Source organism: Comamonas sp. FUJ_7 (assembly GCF_057369555.1).
The window spans coordinates 313597-337005 of sequence record NZ_JBXXZI010000003.1; the positions used below are offsets into that span (position 1 = coordinate 313597).

The 23409-nt window shown below is 59.1% G+C and carries 22 protein-coding genes; 5 read left to right on the forward strand and 17 right to left on the reverse strand.

Annotation, left to right across the window (positions count from 1 at the left end):
- The gene (gene rocF / locus AC2I9W_RS06920; protein WP_486409267.1) at positions 1-954 is read left to right on the forward strand and encodes an arginase; all 954 of its coding nucleotides are present in this window, start codon (positions 1-3) and stop codon (positions 952-954) included.
- A gap of 163 nt (positions 955-1117) precedes the next feature.
- On the opposite strand, the gene AC2I9W_RS06925 is transcribed toward rocF, so the two are convergent.
- The 5 genes from AC2I9W_RS06925 to AC2I9W_RS06945 all read right to left on the reverse strand — a co-directional run bounded on the left by AC2I9W_RS06925 (position 1118) and on the right by AC2I9W_RS06945 (position 5694).
- A complete protein-coding gene (locus AC2I9W_RS06925) occupies positions 1118-1855 on the reverse strand; it encodes an amino acid ABC transporter ATP-binding protein (protein WP_486409268.1) in 738 nt (245 codons plus the stop codon).
- A gap of 24 nt (positions 1856-1879) precedes the next feature.
- Positions 1880-2551 carry an amino acid ABC transporter permease gene (locus AC2I9W_RS06930; protein WP_158393659.1) on the reverse strand — a complete coding sequence of 224 codons (672 nt, stop codon included), beginning with the start codon at positions 2549-2551 and terminating at the stop codon, positions 1880-1882.
- Position 2552: 1 nt separating this feature from the next.
- A complete protein-coding gene (locus AC2I9W_RS06935) occupies positions 2553-3305 on the reverse strand; it encodes an amino acid ABC transporter permease (RefSeq protein WP_486409269.1) in 753 nt (250 codons plus the stop codon).
- A gap of 114 nt (positions 3306-3419) precedes the next feature.
- Positions 3420-4319: a transporter substrate-binding domain-containing protein gene (locus AC2I9W_RS06940; protein ID WP_158393663.1), complete on the reverse strand. Its 900-nt coding sequence runs from the start codon at positions 4317-4319 to the stop codon at positions 3420-3422.
- Between the two features lie 424 nt (positions 4320-4743).
- On the reverse strand, positions 4744-5694 hold the full coding sequence (locus AC2I9W_RS06945; protein WP_486409270.1) for a LysR family transcriptional regulator: 951 nt from the start codon (positions 5692-5694) through the stop codon (positions 4744-4746).
- A 296-nt stretch (positions 5695-5990) separates the two neighbouring features.
- On the opposite strand from AC2I9W_RS06945, the gene AC2I9W_RS06950 reads away from it, so the two are divergent.
- The 3 genes from AC2I9W_RS06950 (at position 5991) to AC2I9W_RS06960 (ending at position 9034) form a co-directional block, all read left to right on the forward strand.
- A complete protein-coding gene (locus AC2I9W_RS06950; protein ID WP_486409271.1) occupies positions 5991-6551 on the forward strand; it encodes a TRAP transporter small permease in 561 nt (186 codons plus the stop codon).
- Positions 6548-7846: a TRAP transporter large permease gene (locus AC2I9W_RS06955; protein WP_486409272.1), complete on the forward strand. Its 1299-nt coding sequence runs from the start codon at positions 6548-6550 to the stop codon at positions 7844-7846. The genes AC2I9W_RS06950 and AC2I9W_RS06955 overlap by 4 nt, the downstream gene beginning before the upstream one ends.
- A 150-nt stretch (positions 7847-7996) precedes the next feature.
- Positions 7997-9034 carry a DctP family TRAP transporter solute-binding subunit gene (locus AC2I9W_RS06960; protein ID WP_486409273.1) on the forward strand — a complete coding sequence of 346 codons (1038 nt, stop codon included), beginning with the start codon at positions 7997-7999 and terminating at the stop codon, positions 9032-9034.
- Between the two features lie 288 nt (positions 9035-9322).
- Here the strand turns inward: AC2I9W_RS06960 and AC2I9W_RS06965 are convergent, their stop codons facing one another.
- The 6 genes from AC2I9W_RS06965 to AC2I9W_RS06990 all read right to left on the reverse strand — a co-directional run bounded on the left by AC2I9W_RS06965 (position 9323) and on the right by AC2I9W_RS06990 (position 16898).
- Complete coding sequence (locus AC2I9W_RS06965) at positions 9323-10264, reverse strand: 2-hydroxyacid dehydrogenase (protein ID WP_486409274.1); 942 nt, start codon at positions 10262-10264, stop codon at positions 9323-9325.
- Between the two features lie 110 nt (positions 10265-10374).
- A complete protein-coding gene (locus tag AC2I9W_RS06970; RefSeq protein WP_486409275.1) occupies positions 10375-11343 on the reverse strand; it encodes a PDR/VanB family oxidoreductase in 969 nt (322 codons plus the stop codon).
- A gap of 60 nt (positions 11344-11403) precedes the next feature.
- Complete coding sequence (locus AC2I9W_RS06975; RefSeq protein WP_158393679.1) at positions 11404-12765, reverse strand: MFS transporter; 1362 nt, start codon at positions 12763-12765, stop codon at positions 11404-11406.
- Between the two features lie 191 nt (positions 12766-12956).
- On the reverse strand, positions 12957-14048 hold the full coding sequence (locus AC2I9W_RS06980; protein ID WP_486409276.1) for a Rieske 2Fe-2S domain-containing protein: 1092 nt from the start codon (positions 14046-14048) through the stop codon (positions 12957-12959).
- 73 nt (positions 14049-14121) lie between these two features.
- Positions 14122-14886 carry a GntR family transcriptional regulator gene (locus AC2I9W_RS06985; RefSeq protein WP_486409277.1) on the reverse strand — a complete coding sequence of 255 codons (765 nt, stop codon included), beginning with the start codon at positions 14884-14886 and terminating at the stop codon, positions 14122-14124.
- A 182-nt stretch (positions 14887-15068) separates the two neighbouring features.
- On the reverse strand, positions 15069-16898 hold the full coding sequence (locus tag AC2I9W_RS06990; RefSeq protein WP_486409278.1) for an ABCB family ABC transporter ATP-binding protein/permease: 1830 nt from the start codon (positions 16896-16898) through the stop codon (positions 15069-15071).
- Positions 16899-17208: 310 nt separating this feature from the next.
- On the opposite strand from AC2I9W_RS06990, the gene AC2I9W_RS06995 reads away from it, so the two are divergent.
- Positions 17209-17679 carry an acyl-CoA thioesterase gene (locus AC2I9W_RS06995; protein ID WP_158393688.1) on the forward strand — a complete coding sequence of 157 codons (471 nt, stop codon included), beginning with the start codon at positions 17209-17211 and terminating at the stop codon, positions 17677-17679.
- 70 nt (positions 17680-17749) lie between these two features.
- Here the strand turns inward: AC2I9W_RS06995 and AC2I9W_RS07000 are convergent, their stop codons facing one another.
- The 6 genes from AC2I9W_RS07000 to AC2I9W_RS07025 all read right to left on the reverse strand — a co-directional run bounded on the left by AC2I9W_RS07000 (position 17750) and on the right by AC2I9W_RS07025 (position 23346).
- Positions 17750-18352, reverse strand: a complete 603-nt coding sequence (locus AC2I9W_RS07000; protein WP_486409279.1) for a bactofilin family protein — start codon at positions 18350-18352, stop codon at positions 17750-17752.
- Positions 18353-18585: 233 nt separating this feature from the next.
- On the reverse strand, positions 18586-19095 hold the full coding sequence (locus tag AC2I9W_RS07005; protein ID WP_486409280.1) for a thioesterase family protein: 510 nt from the start codon (positions 19093-19095) through the stop codon (positions 18586-18588).
- Between the two features lie 134 nt (positions 19096-19229).
- Positions 19230-20015 (reverse strand): enoyl-CoA hydratase, encoded by a 786-nt coding sequence (locus AC2I9W_RS07010; RefSeq protein ID WP_486409281.1) that lies wholly within the window; start codon positions 20013-20015, stop codon positions 19230-19232.
- A 313-nt stretch (positions 20016-20328) separates the two neighbouring features.
- Positions 20329-21162, reverse strand: a complete 834-nt coding sequence (locus tag AC2I9W_RS07015) for an acyl-CoA thioesterase (protein WP_486409282.1) — start codon at positions 21160-21162, stop codon at positions 20329-20331.
- Between the two features lie 37 nt (positions 21163-21199).
- Entirely contained in the window at positions 21200-22138 is a 939-nt protein-coding gene (locus tag AC2I9W_RS07020) for an alpha/beta hydrolase family protein (RefSeq protein WP_486409283.1), read from the reverse strand.
- Positions 22139-22149: 11 nt separating this feature from the next.
- The gene (locus tag AC2I9W_RS07025) at positions 22150-23346 is read right to left on the reverse strand and encodes an acetyl-CoA C-acyltransferase (RefSeq protein WP_486409284.1); all 1197 of its coding nucleotides are present in this window, start codon (positions 23344-23346) and stop codon (positions 22150-22152) included.
- Positions 23347-23409 lie beyond the last annotated feature (63 nt).

Sequence of the window (23409 nt, forward strand, 5' to 3'; positions counted from 1 at the left end):
ATGCCCTGCACTGCACAAGTCCCCATTCAGGCCACACTGATCGGCCTGCCCACCGATGTCGGCGCGTCACGCCTTGGCGCCGCCATGGGGCCCGATGCCCTGCGCGTTGCCCAGTTGGCCCCCGCGCTTGAAAAGCTTGGCGTGCAGGTCAGCGACCTGGGCAACCTCTCCGGTCCCGCCAACCCGCGCGGCGCACGCGATGAACAAGGTTTGCGCAATCTGGCCGAATGCCTGAACTGGAACCAGATTGCGCATGACGCAGTGCTGCAGGTACTGGAACAAAAGCGACTGCCCATCCTGTTGGGCGGCGATCACACCCTAGCGACAGGCTCCATCAGCGCCGTGGCCCGTCATTGCCGTGCCACGGGCAAGCAGCTGCGTGTGCTCTGGCTGGATGCGCACTCGGACTGCAATACACCCGAGAGTTCTCCCTCAGGCAATCTGCACGGCATGCCGGTCTCAAGCCTGTGCGGGCGGGGGCCGGTGGAGCTGGCTTTGCTCTCCGGCGCGACACCTGCCCTGCCTGCCTCATCTTTCTGTCAGATCGGCCTGCGCAGTGTGGATGAAAGTGAAAAACACATGATTCGCCAGCTAGGGCTGAAGGTTTACGACATGCGCGCCATCGATGAGCTGGGCATGCGCGAAGTCATGCGCCGTGCACTAGCCACATTGCTCGGCTCTGGCGGCGATGGCATGCACCTGCACCTGAGCTTTGATGTGGACTTTCTTGACCCCGATATCGCCCCCGGAACTGGCACCCCGGTACGCGGTGGCCCCACCTACCGCGAGGCCCAGCTGTGCATGGAAATGATTGCGGACACAGGCTGTCTTGGATCGCTGGATATCGTGGAACTCAACCCGGCTCTGGATCTGCGCAATCAGACAGCCGAGCTGGTGGTGGAGCTGGTTCAAAGCCTGTTTGGGCAAAGCACGCTGATGAAGGATTCCCCCTGAAGATCTTTGACTCCCCCTGAGGCGCTTCGCACCTTCCCCCGGAGGGGGACGATGCCTTCGCTGCGAGGCGGCTCTTGCTTGGCATCTCTGACTTGGAGCGCGTCAGTTTTATCGCATAAAAAAGGCGCTCTTTCGAACGCCTTTGGCTTGATGACCTACAGCATCAGTGCTGCAGAATCTTGTTGAGGAATTCCTTGGTACGCGGCTGGCGATTTTCGGGATGTCCGAAGAACTCGTCCTTGCTGCAGTCCTCCAGAATCTTGCCGCCCACATCCATGAAGATCACACGGCTGGCCACCTTGCGCGCAAAACCCATTTCGTGGGTCACGCACATCATGGTCATGCCCTCGTGGGCCAGACCCATCATGACGTCCAGCACTTCACCCACCATTTCGGGGTCGAGAGCCGAAGTGGGTTCGTCAAACAGCATGACGATGGGGTCCATGGACAGCGCACGCGCAATGGCCACGCGCTGCTGCTGACCTCCGGAGAGCTGGCCGGGGAACTTGTCCTTGTGCGCAGTCAGGCCCACGCGGTCCAGCATCTTGAGGCCACGCGCCTTGGCATCGGTCGCATTGCGGCCCAGCACCTTCATCTGCGCGATGGTCAGGTTCTCCGTGACCGACAGATGGGGAAACAGTTCAAAGTGCTGGAACACCATGCCCACGCGGCTGCGCAGCTTGGGCAGGTCGGTCTTGGGATCGTGTACGGCCGTGCCGTCCACAAAGATCTCGCCCTTCTGGAAGGGCTCCAGCGCATTGATGGTCTTGATCAGCGTGGACTTGCCAGAGCCCGAAGGGCCACAAACCACTACCACCTCCCCCTTATTGATATTGGTGGAGCAATCAGACAGCACCTGAAAGCTGCCGTACCACTTGGAAACGTTCTTGAGTTCAATCATTGCAATTCCTTGAGGGGAGCCGGCTTAACGGATGATGGCTATTTTTTTATGCAAACGCTTGACGAGCCAGGACAGCGCAAAGCAGATCACAAAATAAGTCATGGCAGCCGCCAGATAGGACTCGATGGGGCGACCGTAGTTCTTGCCCGCGATCTCGAAGCCCTTGAGCATGTCGTAGGCGCCAATGGCATAGACCAGCGACGTGTCCTGAAACAGGATGATGGTCTGCGTCAGCAGCACAGGCAGCATGTTGCGGAATGCCTGAGGCAGCACTACCAGGCGCATGTTCTGACCATAGGTCATGCCCAGAGCCTGACCGGCGAACACCTGACCACGCGGAATGGACTGAATGCCGGCGCGCATGATTTCGGAGAAGTAGGCCGCTTCAAACGCCACAAAGGTGATGATGGCCGAAGTCTCCGCACCGATGGGCTTGCCGATGATCATGGGCATCAGCAGAAAGAACCACAGAATCACCATCACCAGAGGAATGGAGCGCATGCCATTGACATAGATAGTGGCAGGCAGATCCAGCCACTTCTTGCCCGACAGACGCATCAGCGCCAGCAAGGTGCCAAAGAGGATGCCGCCCAGCGTGGCAATCACCGTCAACATCAGGCTGAACATCAGACCCTTGGCCACAAAGTTGGTGTACAGATCCCACGAGAAAAACGACCAGTCGAGGTTGAGATTCATATCAGTGGCCTCCACCGCTGGCTGCAATCAGGCCGGGCACGCGAGAACGCTTCTCGATAGAGGCCATGATGCGGTTGATGATGAAGGCAGAAATCACATACAGACCCGTGACTGCCAGATAGATTTCGACGCCGCGCGCCGTTTCTTCCTGCGCCTGCATGGCAAACATGGTCAGCTCTGCCACCGATACGGCAAACGCCACGGACGAGTTCTTGAAGACGTTCATGGCCTCGCTGGTCAGCGGCGGAATGATGATGCGAAACGCCATGGGCAGCAGCACATAGCGATAAGTCTGGAAGGTCGTAAAGCCCATGGCCATGCCTGCATGGCGCTGACCACGCGGCAGCGCCTGGATACCGGAGCGCACCTGCTCGGCAATACGCGCCGAAGTAAAAAATCCAATGGCAAACACCACCAGCACAAAGCCCGGCAAGGACTTCATAGATGGGATCATGGCCGGAATCACGTGATACCAGATGAACACCTGGACCAGCAACGGAATATTTCTGAACAACTCAACCCAGGCATTGCCCAGACGCACGATCCATGGACGATCAGGCAAGGTGCGCAAAGTGCCTATTACTGCGCCCAGGATCAGAGCGATCAGCAGTGACAGCAAAGCCACCGACACCGTCCAGCCCCAGGCCGACATCATCCAGTCCAGATAGGTGATGTCACCGTTCTTGCCAAAACAACTCTGCCCGACCTCTTGGGTAATGGTGTCCTGACAGAACACCTGCCAATCCCAACTCATACGAGCACCTCTTTCATTCTTGGTTTATGGGGGCAAACGCTTGCATTCACCCTCTCAACAAAAAAGCCCCTTCTAACCGCTTGGCAGAAGGGGCGGTACACCTATAGATCGGGATTACTTGATTTCGTAGGCTTCCATGGGCTTGTCATTGGGGTTGGCCCACGCATCCTTGGTGGCAGCCGACAGAGGCAGACCCACCTTCACGTTGTTGGGAGGAATGGGCTGCATGAACCACTTGTCGTAGAGCTTGGCCAGCGAGCCGTCCTTGATCTGACGCACGATGGAATCGTCCACAGCCTTCTTGAAGGCTGGATCATCCTTGCGCATCATGCAGGCGATGGGTTCCACCGACAGCACTTCACCCACGATGTGGTAGTCCTTGGGAGACTTGGACTTGGAGATGTTGGCCGCCAGAATGGAGCCATCCATGATGAAGGCATCGGCACGGCCGGTTTCCAGCATCAGGAAGCTGTCGGCATGATCCTTGCCCATGACTTCCTTGAAAGTCAGGCCATCGGCGCGCTTGTTCTTGCGCAGGGTCTGCACCGACGTTGTACCCGTCGTGGTCACGATCGTCTTGCCGTTCAGGTCCTTGATGCCATTGATGCCAGAGTTGGTGCGCGTAGCGATACGCACTTCTTCCACATAAGTGGTGAAGGCGAAGGCTGCATCCTTCTGACGAGCCGTGTTATTAGTGGTCGAGCCGCACTCGATGTCCACAGTGCCGTTTTGCACCAGGGGAATACGGTTTTGCGAGGTCAGCGGCTGGTACTTGACGTCCAGCTTGGCCAGGCCCAGCTGCTTTTGAATGTCCTTGAGGATGTTCTCACCCATTTCGGTATGGAAACCCACATATTTACCATTGCCCAGCGTGTAGCCCAGGCCGGACGATTCACGCACGCCCAACGTGACGCTGCCCGAAGACTTGATCTTGGCCAGAGTGTCATTGGCCTGTGCAAACACAGTACCCGTAGCCAGTGCGGTAACGGCGATGGCCAACAAATGCTTTTTCATATGGATCTCCTATCGGTAAGGACCAAAAACGCTTGTCACTCCTGTCAACGTCTCACCCTTTATGAGGGTAGACAAGCGACGTCAACAAATGTAATGCCCCCATTGTGCAGCGATGCAAGTCCGCTCAATGCAAACATTTCTAGGACTTTTCCCTAGAAAATGAGAGCACGCAAGCACACACTATTCGCGCCTTTGCGCATTCATGCACAAGAGTCAGTCATAGGACAAGCTGCGAACTCTAATGCTTTCGATAGGGATCAATCCAATGCCGATGGCAAAAAGCCTTATGCGCAACTCGCATATTCAGCATTTACCCTATGCATAACACAAGGGTAATTACTTAGAAAAAAGTCAAAACCCTCACCTTATCCAGCGCCAATAAAAAAGGGCCCTCAGGCCCTTTTGCAAATACCACACAGAAATCTCAGGCTGCCTTGGTGTCCACGGCTGCCGTCTCTCCTTGCTCCTTGAGGAAGTTCCACAACGCTGCAGCCCCCCCTTGAGGTGCATCACCTGTGGGCTTTTCGCGATAGGCACGCACTTCCATATCCATTTGAAAGGCTTTCATGCCTTCAGGTACGGCTCGCACCAGTCGCCCGGCCTCCAGCTCGCCCCGCACAGCGCTATAGGGAAGAAAAGCCACGCCATGGCCTTCCAAAGCCATGGCTTTCAGACCTTCTGCCATATCAGTCTCGTAAACCCGCTCCAGATGCACGGCCTCGGCCGACTCCTTGAGAATCAGCTCCGTCACCCGACCCAGATACGCTCCCGCTGCATAGCCCAGGTACGGCAGCGGCTGCCCCTGTTGGCCCGGCAGAGAAAAGATGGGGTTGCCGTTTTCGTCCGGCTTGGAGTAAGGCGCCAGCACCTCATGTCCCAGACTCACCATTTCATAGCGCGCAGTGTCCAGCTGAAAAGGCTGAGATGAGTGATAGTAGGCAATCAGAAGATCACAACCACCTTCAACCAGGCGCATCACGGCATCATGCACATTGAGTGCAAACAGCCGGCTGCGAAAGGGACCGAACTTTTCGTGCACGGCAGACACCCAGTTCGGGAAAAAAGTGAATGCCAGGGTATGCGGCACGGCAAAGCCCACCATACCCTTACCTGCACTGACGTGCGCACGCAGCATGGTCCGGGTGCTCTGCAGTGACTGCAGTATCTCGAGCGCCTGCTCGTACATGGTCTTGCCTGCTGGCGTCAGTCGCGTCGGGTAAGAGCTTCTGTCGACCAGATCAGTTCCCGCCCAAGCCTCCAGCGCCTGGATACGGCGCGAGAATGCCGGCTGCGTAACGTGGCGCAACTGGGCTGAGCGGCTGAAACTGCGGGTTTCAGCAAGGCTGACGAAATCTTCAAGCCATTTGGTTTCCATAGACTGGCATTATCCGCTGCCGCGTACCACAGCCGTACAACACAGGTCATCCGGACACGTGAAATATCTAGCTCTTTAGGGTAATGCCTGCTGCCCGACGTAAGCCCTGCGACATAGATAGCTTGATAATATTTGCTCACATCTATCCGGTGTGTTTACTCGCTCCATCCCATCTCGGTGCACAACACCGCGAAGGTCGAGGGACTGCATAAGGGCGTTCACCTTGCGTGCGCGCAGATCACGCCATCCTCGCGAACGGCCCTGACCCATGTGTGTTTTTCTGACTTCCCGCGTTCATGTCCTCCACTCCTCCCGAGACCGATGGTGCAGCCGACTCCGGCACGCACCCGGCTGAGCCTCGCTCCCTGCGCATCGAAGACTGGCTAACGGTGATCATCATGGCGGCTCTCGCCCTGATCACCTTCGCCAATGTGCTGGTGCGCTACTTCACCAACTCCTCCTTTGCCTGGACCGAAGAGATCTCCGTCTTTCTGATGATCGTTCTGGCCCTGGTGGCAGGCTCTTCTGCCGTCGCTCGCGACCAGCATATTCGTATCGAGTTTTTCTGCGGCAGTGGCTCGGCCGCCAGACGCAAAGCGCTGGCCCGCTTTGGCTCGTTGATGGTGGCAGTGCTGTTTGCACTGATCGCCGTGCTCAGCGTGCGCGTGGTCTGGGATGACTATCGCTATGAGGAAACCTCTCCCGGCATCGGGCTGCCGCAATGGTGGTATTCCATCTGGCTGCCCGTGGTCTCCACCCTCGTGACCGTGCGCGCCCTTGGCCTGTTTGTCCGCCAGGGCAAGCCAGGAGTGTTCGCCGACGAGCCACTCCAGACTCAGGACGAGGAGGCAGCATGATCGCCACCTTGTTGTTCGTAGCCTTTCTGGGCCTGATGTTCATTGGCGTGCCCATTGGCGCAGCCCTGGGTCTTGCCGGCGCTGCCGCGATTGCGCTGGCCAATGGCGAGGCCCAGTGGTTTGGCCTGCTGGCCGTGCCGCAGAACTTCTATGCGGGCCTTGGCAAATATCCGCTGCTGGCCATCCCCATGTTCGTGCTGGTGGGCTCGATTTTTGACCGCTCTGGCGTGGCCCTGCGGCTGGTCAACTTTGCCATCTCCATCGTGGGCCGTGGCCCCGGCATGCTGCCGCTGGTGGCCATTTGCGTGGCCATGTTCATGGGCGGCATCTCCGGCTCCGGCCCCGCCACAGCCGCCGCTGTGGGCGGCGTGATGATTGCCGCCATGAACCGCGCCGGCTATCCGTCAGCCTACTCGGCCAGCGTGGTCGCGGGTGCAGCGGCCACCGATATTCTGATCCCGCCCTCGGTCGCCTTCATCGTCTACTCCGTACTGGTTCCCGGAGCCTCCGTGCCTGCGCTGTTTGCCGCCGGCATGTTCCCCGGCATTCTGGCCGGTCTGGCTCTGATCATTCCTTCGGTATGGCTGGCTCGCCGCCACAAAATGGGCCAGCTCGAAGCTTCCATGCCCCGCCCGCCTTTCTGGAAAAGCCTCAAGGAGGCCTCCTGGGGCCTGGCTGCTCCCGTAGTGATTCTGGGCGGCATGCGCGCGGGCCTGTTTACTCCGACCGAAGCCGCCGTAGTCGCAGTGTTTTATGGCCTGTTCGTGGGCATGGTGGTGCACCGCACGATCAAGGTGCGTGACCTGTTCACCATCTTGCGCGAAGCGGGTGAGCTGTCTGCCGTCATCCTGATCGTGGTCTCGCTGGCAGACATTTTTGCCTTCTCGCTGTCCACCCTGGGCGTCATCGACCCCGTGGCCGCGGCCATCGTCAACTCCGGCCTGGGCGAGCGCGGCATTCTGGCGCTGCTCATCGTGCTGCTGCTGGTCATGGGCATGTTCCTGGACGGCATCTCCATCCTGCTGATCTTTGTGCCGCTGATGCTGCCTCTGATGAACCACTTCAACTGGGATGTGGTCTGGTTTGGCGTGGTGCTCACGCTCACCGTGGCGGTGGGTCAGTTCACGCCGCCCATGGCTGTGAACCTGATGGTGGCTAGCAAGATTGCCCGCGTGCGCATGGAGCACACCACGCGCTGGGTCATCTGGCTGGTACTGGCCATGTGCGTGGCCATGCTGCTGGTGGTTCTGTTCCCGTCCATTGCAACCTGGCTGCCCGAGAAACTGGGCTACTAGCCCCTGAGCGGCTTTGCCGCTTCCCCTCCCTCATTGGGAGGGGTCGACACCAGCGCGACGGGGTGGCCCTTGCGCGGTGTCTGCTGACTTGAATCAGGCTTATTCAAGGTTCATTCAATGAACCAACGACTTTCTAAAAGGAGACATTTCATGAAACTTCGTACCTTCCTCTCATCCGCCGTGGCCACTGCTGCCGCACTGGCCTTTGCATCGCCCATGGCCATGGCACAGACCAAGTACAAGAGCGAGTACCGCATGTCCCTGGTGCTGGGCACGGCCTTCCCCTGGGGCAAGGGTGGCGAGCTGTGGGCCGACAAGGTGCGCGAGCGCACCCAGGGCCGCATTAACATCAAGCTCTACCCCGGCACCTCGCTGGTCCAAGGTGACCAGACGCGTGAGTTCTCCGCGCTGCGCCAGGGTGTGATCGACATGGCCGTGGGCTCGACCATCAACTGGTCGCCCCAGGTCAAGTCGCTGAACCTGTTCTCCATGCCCTTCATGTTCCCCAACTTCAAGGCCGTGGATGCCGTAGTGCAAGGTGAAGTGGGTCAGGACATCTTCAAGACCCTGGAAAAAGCCGGCGTTGTTCCTCTGGCCTGGGGTGAAAACGGCTACCGCGAAATCTCCAACTCCAAGCACGCCATCAAGACGCCTGCCGACCTCAAGGGCATGAAAATTCGCGTCGTGGGCTCGCCCCTGTTCCTGGACACCTTCACCGCCCTGGGCGCCAACCCCACGCAGATGAGCTGGGCCGATGCCCAGCCCGCCATGGCCAGCGGTGCCGTGGACGGCCAGGAGAACCCCATTAGCGTGTACATGGCCGCCAAGCTGCAGTCCGTGGGCCAGAAGCACATGACCATGTGGGGCTACATGAACGACCCGCTGATCTTCGTCGTCAACAAGGACGTGTGGAACAGCTGGACACCCGCCGACCAGGCCATCGTCAAGCAAGCCGCACTGGATGCTGCCAAGGAAGAAATCGCCATTGCCCGCAAGGGTCTGGTCGAAGCGGACAAGCCTTTGCTCAAGGAACTGGGCAACCTGGGCGTGACCGTCACCACCCCTAACGCAGCCGAGCGTGAAGCCTTTGTGAAGGCCACCCGCCCCGTCTACGACAAGTGGAAGAACCAGATCGGCGCGCAACTGGTGGACAAAGCCGAGAAGGCCATTGCTGCTAGCCAGAAGTAAGCTCCCCCTGAGCCGCTGCGCGGCTTCCCCCTCTCTCTTCGGGAGGGGGACGGCGCCTTCGCTGCGAGGCGGCTCTTGCTCGGCGCCCCTGAGCTGTGCCGCGCCAGTTTTATGGCTGCGCAGATAGTCAAAATCCCCGCCAGAGCGATCTGCGCGGGGATTTTTCATTGCTATCTATATCGAAGCTGATAGCGCTTATTGCAAAATGATTTCAATAAAGAAGTTATCTGAAATCTTTAAGCATCAAGCGCAGACAGCTTTCAATTCAATAGCATGCATTGCTTTCCTTCAGATGGGCGACACCAGCGGCTTGCCGTCCAGATGATTGCGCATATTGGCAATAAACCGATCCACCGAGTTCTGCACGGCCTCGGGCGACCAGCCGCCCACATGGGGTGTCAGCACCACCGAGTCAAGATCAATCAGCTCCTGCGGCGGCAGTGGCTCGCTTTCGTACACATCGAGCCCGGCGCCCGCCAGTTCACCGGCGCGCAAGGCGGCAGCCAGCGCCTGGGTATCAACTACGGAGCCGCGCGCAATATTCACCAGCACGCCCTTGTCGCCCAAGGCCTTCAACACCTCGGCGTTGACCAGATGCTTGGTTCCCGCGCCACCGGGCGTGGCCACCAGCAGCACATCGGCCCAGGCAGCCAGCGCCAGCAGATCGTCAAAATACTGGTGTGTCACACCCTCGCGAGGCTTGCGGTTGTGATAGCCGATAGGCATGTCAAACGCCGCAGCCCGCTTGGCAATTTTTGCGCCGATGGTGCCCAGTCCCACAATGCCCAGACGCTTGCCCGAGACATTGGCCGGCAGTGGCATGGCTGAGCGCCAGACGCCCGCGCGCGTCGCCTTGTCCTGCTTGACGATGCCGCGCACCGCAGCGATCAGCAGGCCCATGGCGTGGTCGGCCACGCACTCGTCGTTGGTGCCCGCACCATTGCCCACGGCAATGCCATGCGCCTTGGCGTAGGCCACATCAATGTTTTCATAACCCGCACCCATGGCGCAGACCAGAGACAGCTTGGGCATGCGCTGCATCTGCGCTGCCGTCAGGCCCGTCGCTCCCACGGTACACACGCATTGCACACGTGCGCCGTGCTCGGCAATCGCCGCGTCGGCCCGATCGACCTCGGGCTCGTAGATCACATCAAAGTCGGGAAAGGTCTGCGCCATCTGTTGCAGATGGGCGGGAACCTGGAGATTCAAAACGAGCAGGACAGGCTTCATGGCATACACAGTGCAAGGCTTCGCCCATGCACTCACAGGGCAAAAAAGCGTATTTTGGGCCTGTCACGCCCGTCATGCGTTTGCATGGACAAGGCGCAAGCGCACCGGCATCACAAATCCAGCACCAGCCGGGCTGACTTGGAGCGCGAGCAGCAGGGCAAGAACTGGTTATGAGCCGCCTGCTCTTCCTCGGTCAAATACATGTCGCGATGATCGGGCTGACCCGAGAGCACCCCGGTCAGGCAGGTGCCGCAAACGCCTTGCTCGCAAGACATCTGCACGCAGACACCAATGCTCTCCAGCGCCTTCACCACGGTTTGATCTGGCTGCACCCGCACGACCTGGCCCGTGCTGGCAACTTCAACCTCAAAGCTCTCGTCATCTTCGCGGTGCTCCACCTCGCCCGCAAAGAACTCGTAATGCAGCTGAGCCTCTGGCCAGCCGGCAGCACGCGCCGCGCCAAGCACAGCATCCATAAAGCCCTTGGGGCCACATACATAAAGGTGGACACCGGGTCGCACAGGCTGCAAGAGCGCCTGCAAATCGAGTGTTGAGCCGCCCTGCGCATCATCCACATGCAGCGCCAATTGTGACGACCAAGGGGTGGCAGCCATCTCCTCCACAAAAGCCATGCGCTCGCGGCTGCGTGCGCAGTAATGCAGCTCAAACTCGGCTTGCTCGCGCGCCAGCTGTCTACCCATGGCAAGAATGGGCGTGATGCCGATCCCGCCTGCCAGCAACAAGTGCTTTTGCGCACCGGCCTCCAATGCAAAGTGGTTGCGAGGCGTGCTGATGGTGATTTGCTGCCCGACTTGCAATTGCTCATGCACAGCGGCAGAGCCACCACGTGAAGCGGCCTCGCGCAGCACGGCAATGACATAGCGGTCTTGCTCGGCGCTGTCATTGCTCAACGAATACTGGCGCACCAGACCGCCGGGCAAATGCAGATCAATATGGGCACCGGCGCTGAAGGCAGGCAGCGTCTGACCCGGCAGCGCACGCAGCTCCAGACTGCAGATATCCTGCGCTTCGGTTTGCTTGCGTGCGATCTGCACAGTCATGGTGGAGTTTTCAGTCATGCGAATCTCTTGTCTTCAGAAAAATCCAGGCTCCAGATACCTGACCCGCAGGCCATGCTCTTATGCCCGAGAGGTCGGTGGAGCAATGCGGTGCAGGCTGACCACCACAGCCGCCAGCACAAACGCAACGCCATAGCCCACATAAAGCTGGCTGGGCGACCAGGCGGCATCCAGCAAGCTGCCAGCCACCAACGGCGAGACGATGGCTCCAATGCGGCCAATGCCAATGCCCCAGCCCACGCCTGTGGCCCGCACATCGCTGCCATAGACCATGGGAGCAATGGCATACAGGCCCGCCACACAGCCGTTGGAGAACATGCCTATGCAAAACGCCAGGCTGTACGACAGCCACAGCTGCTTGGAGCCAGCCACCAGCACGCACAGCAGTGCGGCCGTGATGAGCATGAAGACGGCCAGGGCCTTGTGAATGGCAAAGCGCGAAGCCAGCAGACCCAGCACCATGGCACCCAGAATGCCGCCCAGGCTCAGCAGCACGCCCGTGGTGACGCCTTGCTCTGCCGTCAGGCCAGTTGCAGCCAGCAGCTTGGGCGTCCAGCTCATGACGAAGTAAAAACCAAACATCACGATGAAGAACGACAGCCAGACCAGCAAGGTGGGGCGACGTAAATCCGCCGAGAAAAGCTGCAACGGGCCACGCTTGGCAGCCGCCGACTGGCTCTTGCGCTCGGGCAAAGACTTCAGCTCATCCATGCCCAGGCGTCGCAGCAAGACATTCAGACGCTGCAGGGCCGACTTGGGGCGACGGCCTTGCAAAAAGTCCAGCGACTCTGGCAAAGCAAACCAGCACACCACCATCACCGCCAGCGTGCAGAGTCCGCCAAACATGAACACCGAGCGCCAGCCCTGATGACCCAGCAGCCACACGGCAATGCTGCCGCCAATGCTGGCACCCAGCGCATATCCGGTGGACTGCAGCGTGACTGCCAGACTGCGCCAGCGCAGCGATGCGTATTCGCTGGCAATCACATTGCTGCACGCCAGAATGCCGCCCACGCCCAGGCCGGTAATGGCACGCAGAAAGCCCAGTTGAGCAGGGGTCTGGCTCCAGGCGGAAGCGATCATGCCCACACCCGAAATGGCTAGGCAGGCCAGAATCAGCGGACGACGCCCCAGCTTGTCAGCCCAGGGGGCCAAGAGCAGCGAACCTGCAGCCATGCCGAACAAGCCTGCACTGAGCAAAAATCCAAGCTCCGAGCCACTGAGCTTCCAGTGCGCAGACACGGCTGATGCCGTGAATGCCATGACCAGCACGTCAAAGCCGTCGATCATATTGAGCGCCATGCACACGCCAACGACCGACCATTGATAAAACGTCATGGGGCGTTGATCGATTTCGGCACGCAGGTCATGCAGCCGAGCCTGCGTATGGCTCGCAGGCTCCGTTCCTTGGTGGGGTTTCATTTTGTCTCCGTTTGCTTTCTGTTCGGCAAGGCGCATCCCTCCCTCCGCGCAGTACTTGCTGCATGGATAGGAGTTGAAAAATTATGGGATCAGTCCCGCAGGTCAGTGACGCCTGCGGGCTCAATCAGAGTCGGCACGCCCTCGGCCATGCGCGCACCACAGGTGCAGCACATGCACCATGAGCGGCTCTGTCAGGCCGGCAAGATCTCTGTGGCGATCACTTGCTGGCCTTGTTGCTCCAGGCCAATCAGCTTGTCAATGATCTTGCGCGACTGCACACCACCGGCGTCGATATTGAGCTTGAGCAGCTGGCGCTCTGGATAGTCGGCCAGATTGCGTTGCTGCAGCTCCAGCATCTCCAGGTCTTCACTGAAGATCTTGTGCTGGCCCTGCTTGATGGCTTCGGTCACCGATGCATCGCCGGGGTTGAACTTGCGTGCCATGCCCCAGAAGTACCACATGCTGCCATCGGTCTCGGGCGTGATGAAGTCCACCACCATGCTGTAGACCTTGTGCTCGTCCGCCGCGTCATAGCCGCCCTTTCCGGCATGGGCCACACCCACTTCGATCAGCACATGGCTGGGCGGCGTGAAACGGCAGATCTGCCAGCGGTCCACCGGCACGTCGTCGGCCAGAGCGTTGCTGCGCAGCGCCATTTTCCAAAACGGAGGCGCCTCGATGTTTTCCATGAAGCGGCTGGTGACTACCTCACTGTCGCCTATGACTTCGGTCTTGCAAGGCGTCTCGTCAATCTCGGTCTGGCCAATGCTGGTCGAGTGCACATAGGTCTCATGGGTCAGGTCCATGAGGTTGTCGATCATCAGGCGGTAGTCGGCCTTGATGTGGAACAGCCCGCCGTCATAGGCCCACTCGGGGTTGTCATGCCATTGCAGATTCGGGATCAGCGCTGCATCGGCCGCATCCTTGTCACCCGGCCAGACCCAGATAAAGCCGTAGCGCTCTTCCACGGGGTAGCTCTTGATCGCGGGAAAGCCACGCACGCGCTGGCCGGGCATGGCAATGGTCTTGCCGTCGCAGCCCATCTCCAGACCGTGGTAGCCGCAGACCAGCTTGCCTTCGCACACTCGGCCCAAAGACAAAGGGGCACCACGGTGCGGGCAGAAGTCCTCTACCGCCGCAATCCTGTTTTCCAGCGCGCGGTAGAAAACCATGCGCTCGCCACAGATCTGTCTTCCCAGCGGCTTGTCCGTGACTTCGGCTGCAGTGGCTGCGACGTACCAGGTATTGCGTGGATAGATAGGGGTTTGGGTTCGGGTGCTCATCGTGGAATCTCCATGTCTTTATTGATCTATGGCCGGCGCTTGCGGTGCTGCTGCATCACTTGCGCGCAGGTCTCTACCGGCTGGCTCGAATCAGCCTCGCGCCGGGAACGCGCGTGGTTTCGGGCGAGCGCATGGCTTCGCGCAGATTGCGCCTTGCAATGCGAGAGTGTTCTTTCATCAGGGCCTCGGCACGCGCGCCTTCGCGGTGCTCGATGGCGTCAATCACTTCGCGGTGCTGCTCCTGAGCCAGGATCAGACTGCGCAGCGCACGAGGGGAGTCGGAGCCGGCCACGACAAAACCCGATGGCGATGCAAATGGCAGACGTTTGACTCGCTCCAGTTCGCGCTGCATGAAGCTGCTGCCCGACATCTCCAGCAAGATGTCGTGAAATTCGGAATTCAAAGTCACATAGCCGGAGAACGCTTCGTCGCCCCAGTTCTGGGCATCCAGCACGCGGTCAATCGCATCCAGGCAACGCGTGGCACGGCTCAGCAGCGCCTGCTCCACTCCGCGCTCGGCAGCCATGCGCGCCGCTAGTCCTTCCAGTGTGCCGCGCAGCTCTATGGCATCGGACACATCGGCTTCAGACAGCACGCGCACCTTGTAGCCGCGACCACCGGCTGTGGCTTCGAGCATTCCTTCCTGTTCCAGGCGCATCAGTGCTGCGCGCACCGGAGTGCGGGAAATGCCCAGACGCTCGGCCAATGCGGGCTCGGAAATACGCTCGCCTGCCGCTATTTCTCCCGCAAGAATCATCTCGCGCAGCTGTAGCTGCGCCTTCACGACCTGAGATTGGTTTTCTTGCTCTGCAGGAACGGGGGCAATGGTTGGGGACATTTCTCGTGGCATCTTTTAGCACTTAGAAGATTAATGAAATGTATACATAAAAACCAACAAACCGCTATTTACTAGCAATAAAAAGGGTAAACACCTAGTTGTATGTATACATAAATCTACGTAGTCGAAAAAAATGCCACCCGTAGGTGGCCTGTGAAATTTTTAGCGAAAGTCTGCGGTATTCAGACAGAGATCTCCGCTGACTCACCTTGGTTGAGTTGCATATTCCACATGCTGGCGTAGCGCCCGCCGGCTGCCAGCAATTCTTCGTGCGTGCCGCACTCGATGATGCTGCCGCTGTCCATGACCAGAATTTCATGAGCGTCCACCACGGTGGACAGGCGGTGTGCAATCACCAGCGAAGTCTTGCCTTGTGCAGCGCTGCGCAGCTCGTTCTGGATGGCGCGCTCATTGGCACTGTCCAGGGCCGAAGTGGCTTCGTCAAAGATCAGAATCGGCGGGTTCTTGAGCAAGGTGCGTGCAATTGCCACACGCTGCTTTTCACCGCCCGAAAGCTTGAGGCCACGCTCGCCCACACGGGTCTCGTAGCCCTGCGGCGTTGCAGCAATGAAATCGTGAATGCGCGCGGCCTTGGCAGCGGCAACGACCTGCTCATGGCTGGCCCCCGGATGACCATAGGCAATGTTGTATTCCACCGTATCGTTAAACAGCACGGTGTCCTGCGGCACGATGCCTACAGCCTGGCGCACGCTGCTTTGCGTGACATCGCGAATGTCTTGGCCCGCAATACGCACATGGCCGCTTTGCACGTCATAAAAGCGAAACAGCAAACGCGCCAATGTGCTCTTGCCCGAGCCCGATGGGCCGACCACAGCCACGGTCTTGCCTGCGGGAATGGTAAAGCTCACATTCTTGAGAATGGGGCGCTCCGGGTCATAGGCAAACTGCACATTCTCAAACCGAACTTCGGGTGGCGGGTTGCTGATCTGCAGTGGCTGCGCGTCGGGTGAATCCGCCACTTCACGCTCTTTGTCCATGAGCGTGAACATGCGGTTCAAATCGGTCAGGCTTTGCTTGATCTCGCGGTAGATCACGCCCAGAAAATTCAGCGGAATATAGAGCTGAATCATGAAGGCGTTGATCATGACCAGATCACCCAGCGTGAGGCGCCCATCAACCACGCCCTGCGTGGCACGCCACAGAATCGCCACCAAGGCCGAACCAATGATGAGTTGCTGGCCGCAGTTGAGCATGGACAGCGTGGTCTGGCTCTTGAGGCGCACACGACGCAGGTTTTCCAGGTTTTCGTCGTATCGTGCGGACTCGAATTTTTCGTTGTTGAAGTACTTGACGGTTTCGTAGTTCAGCAGCGAATCAATGGCCTTGGTGTGGGCTGCAGACTCCTGCACATTGGCCTCGCGCCGAAAGCGTGTACGCCATTCGGTCACGGTGACGGTGAACGTGATGTACAAGGCCAGCGCAGCCAGCGTGATGATGGCAAACCACACATCAAACTTCACCGCCAGAATGCCCAGCACCAGCGCCATCTCGATCAAGGTGGGCAAGATGGAATACAGCGAGTACGAGATCAGTGATTCGGTGCTGCGCACGCCACGCTCTATGTCGCGGGTCATGCCTCCGGTCTGGCGCTCCAGGTGAAAGCGCAGGCTCAGTTCATGCAGATGCTCAAACGTGGTCAGCGCTATCGAGCGAGAGGCGCCCTGCGTGGCCTTGGAAAAAACCAGGTCGCGCAACTCGGTGAACATGGTGGTGGAAAAGCGCAGCAGACCATAGGCCAGCAGCAAGCCCACGGGCACCACCAGTGCGGCGCGGGCATCGCCGGACTTGATATCCAGCGCATCGACCAGATGCTTGAGCAAGATCGGCACACCCACATTGGCCAGCTTGGCGCAGATCATGAACAGCAGCGCCGCCAGTGCATGCCATTTGTATTGCCAGATATAGGGAAAAAGGCGGCGCAGCGTGGCGCCGTCGGACTGGTTGGCCGCTACAGCAGCCTCTTCTGGAGTTGCAGATAACCGTGAACGCATGTGGGCATGTTGTCGCCCTCCTGGCAGCCTGGACCACGGAAGAGCGCTTCTATTTCGATGACATGAAGAGGTGTACCCGAGGATTCTGCCTGCCCCGGCATTTTTACGCTGCCTCAGCCCCAGGAGCGCACCTGAGCGAATGTCTGCCGTGAAAAAACTTATAACTCTCAACCCAGCACAAGCGCCCTGCCCCGGCTATCCTTGAGCTGCTTGCCCAAACCGTCATCAATGACATTCTTTCACCTACATAGTAGAAACCCTAGGTTTAAGAGAAAATAGCTCTACTTTTCTATTTTTATTGTTGATTGCCATGCCACCCCGCTCACCCGACCTTCCCACTGTTGCTCTGCCCGCCGATAAGGAGCTGGTGCTCAAAGTCGTGCCCATGCCTGCCGACGTCAACGCCAACGGGGATATCTTTGGCGGCTGGGTCATGGCGCAGGTGGATCTGGCCGGCTCGGTACTGCCTCAGCGCATCAGCCACACCCGCATGGTGACGGTGGCCGTCAATGAATTCATCTTCAAGCAACCCGTGCGCGTGGGCGACATTCTGTCCTTCTACGCGGGCGTGCAGCATGTGGGCCGTACTTCGGTGGCGGTGGATGTGGAAGTGTTTGCCGAGCGCTTTTCTGATCAGGGCAAGTATGTGAAGGTGACGGAAGCGCGCCTGACCTATGTGGCCATCGATGCATCCGGCAAACCCCAATCCCTGCCTGACACCGAGCAGACCCGTGCCTGGCGCGAAAAAATTCAGGCTAAGGCTGCCGCCAGCAACAGTTAAGTCACGCTGGATGCAGACATAAAAAAGCGACCTATCAAGGTCGCTTTTTTTATGGGCTGTGCTGGAAAACTCAGGCGACTGCAGCGGCCTCTGTGCTGCTCACCGCAGAGCTGGCTGCACTGCTCTTGCTCCACGAAGAGCCCGATGCTTTGCCCGAGCTGGTTCCAGCTTCAATCTGACCTGTCAGCTCGCCCCCTTCTTCGATGACCACCTTGCCGTAGCGAATTTTGCCGCTGACCTTGCCAGAGCCGTAGATCACCAGCTTCTCGCGCACGGTCAGAGTACCGTCAAACTTGCCGTGTATCTCTGCAATATCAATTTCAGCCGTGCCATAAAAAGCACCTTGCTCAGCAATCCGGATCACGCGGGAGTTCATGGTCGCTTCGACCGTTCCTTCAACCACCAGGGTGTCGCAATCTGTGATCTCAACGCCCTTGAGCTTGATATTGGGGCCTACCGTGAGCTTGCTGCCGCCGGTGTCTTCAGCGACGGGCGCTACCGGAGCCACAGGTGCACGCACCGTGCTGGGCGACGCTGCTCCCAGACCAGAGTTGTTCAACGAGCCTGTGCCCGAAGCCATGCCATTGTTGGGTGTAGAGAGCCCCGTTACAGAGCTGCGTGAAGAAAAACTATCGCTATCGCGCTTGCCGAAAAATGGGTTTTGCACAGCCATGGCAGGAATCTCCTTGTCAGAAAGGAGCTATCCTATTCAGCAGAAGTGGCAACATTTATCGCCATCTCGCAATAAAAGTAAGCAAAGCTTTCTCAAGTTTCAGTTACTTGCATGCATTGCTTGATCTCACACAATGAAAGATCTAGCAGCACCCGGGCAAGCGTTCACTTGCACATTTATTGACCTCAATTCCACTCCTGGCAAACGCAAGCAGCTCTCTTTTTTGAATAATTTCAAGAAACAATATATGCAGCGGTTCCCGTCGACAGCAATTCACCCTGCTCCGACAGAAATTCCATTTGCGTATTCGCCACCCTCGACCCCAACCGCACCACTCTGGCTGTGAGCCTGAATGCATTGCCGATGCCCGGCCTCAAATAATCCACACGCAAATCGATGGTGCCCAGCCGGGAAAAGCGCTGCAATCTTTGGACTGGCGTATCGGTCATGTGCTTGGCTGCAATAGCCGCCATCACAGCCAGCCCGCCCATGGAGTCCAGTCCGGCACTGATGACTCCGCCATGAATGCGTTGATAGGCAGAGTGCCCGATCAGATCAGGCCGCATGGCAAGCTGCCCGTGCACCAGCTCAGGCGTGATCCCCGTAATCTTCAAACCGATGGTTTTATTGAAAGCCACGCTTTTTTCAAAGACCTCACGCAGCCCGGCGATGAATTCAGGCTCAAAGTGCACCTCCGATGCATTTCCAGCGTTTAGTGATGCCTTGGAATAGGTGGAAGACATAGGCCTCGCTCAGCGTAAATAAATCAAAAAAAATCGCCCGATAACGGGCGATTTTCAGTTCAGCAATGCGGTGCTCAGGATGCAGCGAGAGATCAACACTCCATTCATCGCGGCATCACCTTGCTGTTGCGGCTTCAGCACTTGCTGAAGTCGGGATGACGCTTCTCCATGAACGCAGTCAACGCTTCCTTAGCTGCGGGTTCACCGAGCATGCGAGCAAAAACCGCGCCTTCTTCGACAATGCGCTCGCTCACCGCCTTGGCCTGACCGCCCTTCATAAGTCGCTTGGTCTCAATCAGCGAAGACAGAGGCTTGCGTGCCAGCTTTTTGGCCTGGGCCTGAGCCACGGCATTGCACTCGTTGGGGGGCACAACACGGTTGACCAAGCCTACTTCCAGCGCAGCTTCTGCCATGAAGGGCTCGCCCAGCAGCAGGGCCTCGGCAGCACGGTGGTAGCCCAGCATCTGAGGCAGCAACAGACTGGATGCGGCTTCGGGGCAAACGCCCAGGTTGATGAAAGGCAGAGAAAACGCGGCGTTGTCACCGGCATAGACCAGGTCGCAGTGCAGCAGCAGCGTCGTACCAATGCCCACCGCCGGGCCGCAGACCGCCGCAATCACAGGCTTGGGAAAGGCCGAGATCTCCTGCAAAAATCGCCACACAGGTGCCTCAGCCCCCATGCCGCCAGGGGCCTCGATTTGCTTGAGAAAATCCGCAATGTCATTGCCTGCGCTGAAGATAGCAATGTCGCCCTGAAACACCACCACGCGCACAGCAGCATCCGTTTTGGCTACGACCAATGCATCGGCCATCTGGGCGTACATGGCTTCGGTGAAAGAGTTCTTCTTCGCTGCGCGGTTGAAGGTGATGGTGCATACACCGTCTTCGGTGTGCACCAGGATGTCCTGAATATCGCTCATGGTCTTGCCTTGTGAATGGTGAACAGATCGCTGTTTTAGAACGTGTTGACGATCTCTACGCAGCCGCGTTGGGTTTCAATCGGGATGAGTTCGAAGCGATGGTCCGCCGCTTGCACCGGGGTGCAAGCAAGGCCCAGCGCGCAGAAATCGCCCGATTGAGTCCCAACCCTTCGGGACAGCGACTTTGCGGGCGGTCTGCGGCGTTGCAAATCCTCGCAATAGCATGGCTATTGCTGCGGTGTTGCGCCTTGCATCCCCACCCCGCAAAGCCGCTGTCGCGGCGCGAGGAGATCGTTAACACGTTCTTAGCACTCTATTCTTTGTAGTAAACAATCTGGTGGCTGGTCGCCAGCATCCGCCCGGACGGGCTCCACAGCTGGGCTGTCTGGTCAAAAAATCCGTTGCGAAACTCCTGCCCGCGCGCCTGCGCCAGCAGTAGCGCATCACCCACTTCGGCAAGCTCCTCACGCCCAGCATGGAAGTAAACCGTAATGGAAACCGTGCCCGCTGGCACGCGCTTGGCACGACGCAGCCATACCCGCGGAAAAAACACATCGGAGACCGCAGCCAGCGATGCGAAATCCAGCGGACGCGGCGGATTGTCTCTCACCCACAGGCGGGTCAAAGAGTCGCGCTCAGCGCCATCTTCCGTCATGGGCAAAATTCCATCCGCAAAACGCATTTCGTAGCGAGTCAGCCATTCAGATGCCTTGAACAAAGGCGGCACACGCTGCAGCTCTGCAGCGGGCTTGACTTCAGGCATGGGCATATCGCTAGTGCTCCAGGTCTGACGACGTAGCGCCGTTACGGCCGTCGCCGTGGTAACGATCTGCGGCTGGCCTTCGCCATCGGGCTGTGTGATGGTCAGCAGCCAGTGCTGGGTCGAGCGGTTGGTACGCACCGGTCTGGCTTCAATCTCAAAAGCTCCCTGCCCCACGGCCGCTGCATAGTTAACGTTTATGGACAGCGGCTCGCCCAGGCACTGCGGGTGCTCCTCAATGGCCCGCACCAGACTAGCCGCAGTGATCCCGCCATAAGGGCCGACCATATTCCAGTACTCGGGCGAGGTCTCGCCGAGATACTGATGGGGCACTCCCGTCGCGGTCAGGGCTACGGCACGATCAAAGGGATGGAGGTCTGTGCTCATGATTCTCAGTGTTGCCCAAGGTCAGGAATGAAAGCCGTCAAACAGGTGACTCATGCGGCCCGAACAAGGGTTTGCCTGGCCCACGATCACCATCACGCCAGCTTTGCAGCAAAGGCAACAGGGGCCGCCACAGTAGCTCACGCATCTCTTCCTTGAAATACCCCAGATGGCCTATGCGTCCGGATGGCACACAGCTCGGGTCTACGCGCTCCAGCGTGCTAGGCGCACTTTTGTACCAGTCCACCAGCGACTGCACACTGGCCAGCGACATCATTTCGTCGTCTTCAAAATAAAGTGCATGCAAGGGATAGCGTGCAGCCGCATAAGCTTCGGCTGCCCATTGCCCCTCCACCCCCATGGCGTAGCGCGGGTTCAAGCACCAGCGACGCCATTGCCAGATCACGCCTGCCGGCAAGTCACCCACAATGCCCAGTTTGCGTCCAGGAAAAGCGCCATACAAAGCGGTAATCAAGGGTGCAACACCCCACCAGAACAGTCTGATCCGGCGCTTGGTTGGCGCAGCGTTATCGCGCCAGTAACCGCTGCCGCCGCCCACGGACAGCAGGCCGTTGATAGGCAAAGGCATGGAGGCCAGGCCCGGCAGTTGTGAGCCCACGCTATGACCGATCCAGATCAACGGCTGCTCGGGAAACTGCTGCTTGAGCTGCGCCGCCACCAGCTCGCAGTCCTTGGCCCAGTCCAGCAAGTCGGCCTTAGCGTCGCGCAGCGGCCCCTGCAGCGACAGACCATGACCACGGTAGTCGAAGGTGGTGACGCCATAGCCCTGCTCAGCCAGCCATCGTGCAAAGGCCTGGTAATAGCTTTGCTGCACGCCCATGGCTCCAGCCACCACCACCTGCGCCAGCGGCGCTGCAACGGTGGGCTGACACTGACGCAGTACCAGATGGCCTGAGCCCACGGCAATGGGCAAGGCCATCTCCGTCCACTGCACTCTCGCTTGGGTGTCCGTCTGCATGGCCGCTTGGTTTAGACGCGCTCGAAGATGCCTGCCGCGCCCTGACCCATGCCCACGCACATGGTGACCATGCCGTATTTAAGTTGCTTGCGTTGCAGCGCATGCACCACGGTGGCAGCGCGAATGGCACCGGTTGCCCCCAGCGGGTGGCCTAGTGCAATAGCGCCGCCCATGGGGTTGACCTTGGTTTTATCCAGACCCAGGGTGTTGATGACGGCCAGGGACTGGGCCGCAAAGGCCTCGTTGAGCTCGTACCAGTCGATATCGTCCTGCTTGAGACCCGCATAGCGCAGCGCTGCGGGAATGGCCTCGATAGGGCCAATGCCCATGATGGCCGGCGGCACGCCCTTGCTGGCATAGCTGACGAAGCGCGCCAGCGGCGTCAAGCCGAAGCGCTTGACGGCATCGCCGCTGGCCAGAATCAGCGCGCCCGCACCGTCGCTGGTCTGCGAGCTATTGCCCGCAGTGACCGTGCCGCGCGCCGCAAACACGGTGCGCAGCTTGGCCAGGCCTTCCAGGCTGGTATCGGGGCGCGGGCCTTCGTCCAGGCTCACGGTACGCGTGCTGGCCACAGTTTCGCCCGTGGCGATGTTCAGCGTGCGGTCGGTGACTTCGATGGGAGTGATTTCGGCAGCGAACTCGCCGGCCTGCTGCGCGGCGATCGCGCGGCGGTGTGATTCGAGTGCAAATGCATCCTGCGCCTCGCGTGAGACCTTCCACTGCTGCGCTACCTTCTCTGCGGTCAAGCCCATGCCATAGGCGATGCCAACGTCGCCATCACGTTCAAAAATGCTGGGCGAGAGACTGGGCGCATTGCCCATCATGGGCACCATGCTCATGCTTTCCACACCGGCGGCAATCATCACATCGGCTTCACCAACGCGGATACGGTCTGCCGCCATGGCCACGGCCGATAGACCAGAGGCGCAGAAACGATTGACGGTGATGCCACCGATGCTGGTGGGCAATCCCGCCAGCACGGCACCGATACGCGCCACATTCAGGCCCTGCTGGGCTTCGGGAATCGCGCAGCCGCAGACGATGTCTTCGATCGCCTTGGGGTCCAGGCCGGGCACCTGGGCCAGCGCAGCTTTCAGCGTGGTGGCCAGCAGATCGTCGGGACGGTAGTTGCGGAAAAAACCCTTGTGCGAGCGACCGATGGGCGTGCGCGTGGCCACAACGATATAGGCGTCTTGTACTTGTTTCATGACCCAATTCCTTGGTTGTCTCTTAGCTCTTTAACCTGTGTGCAAGGCTTCCATTACTTCGCG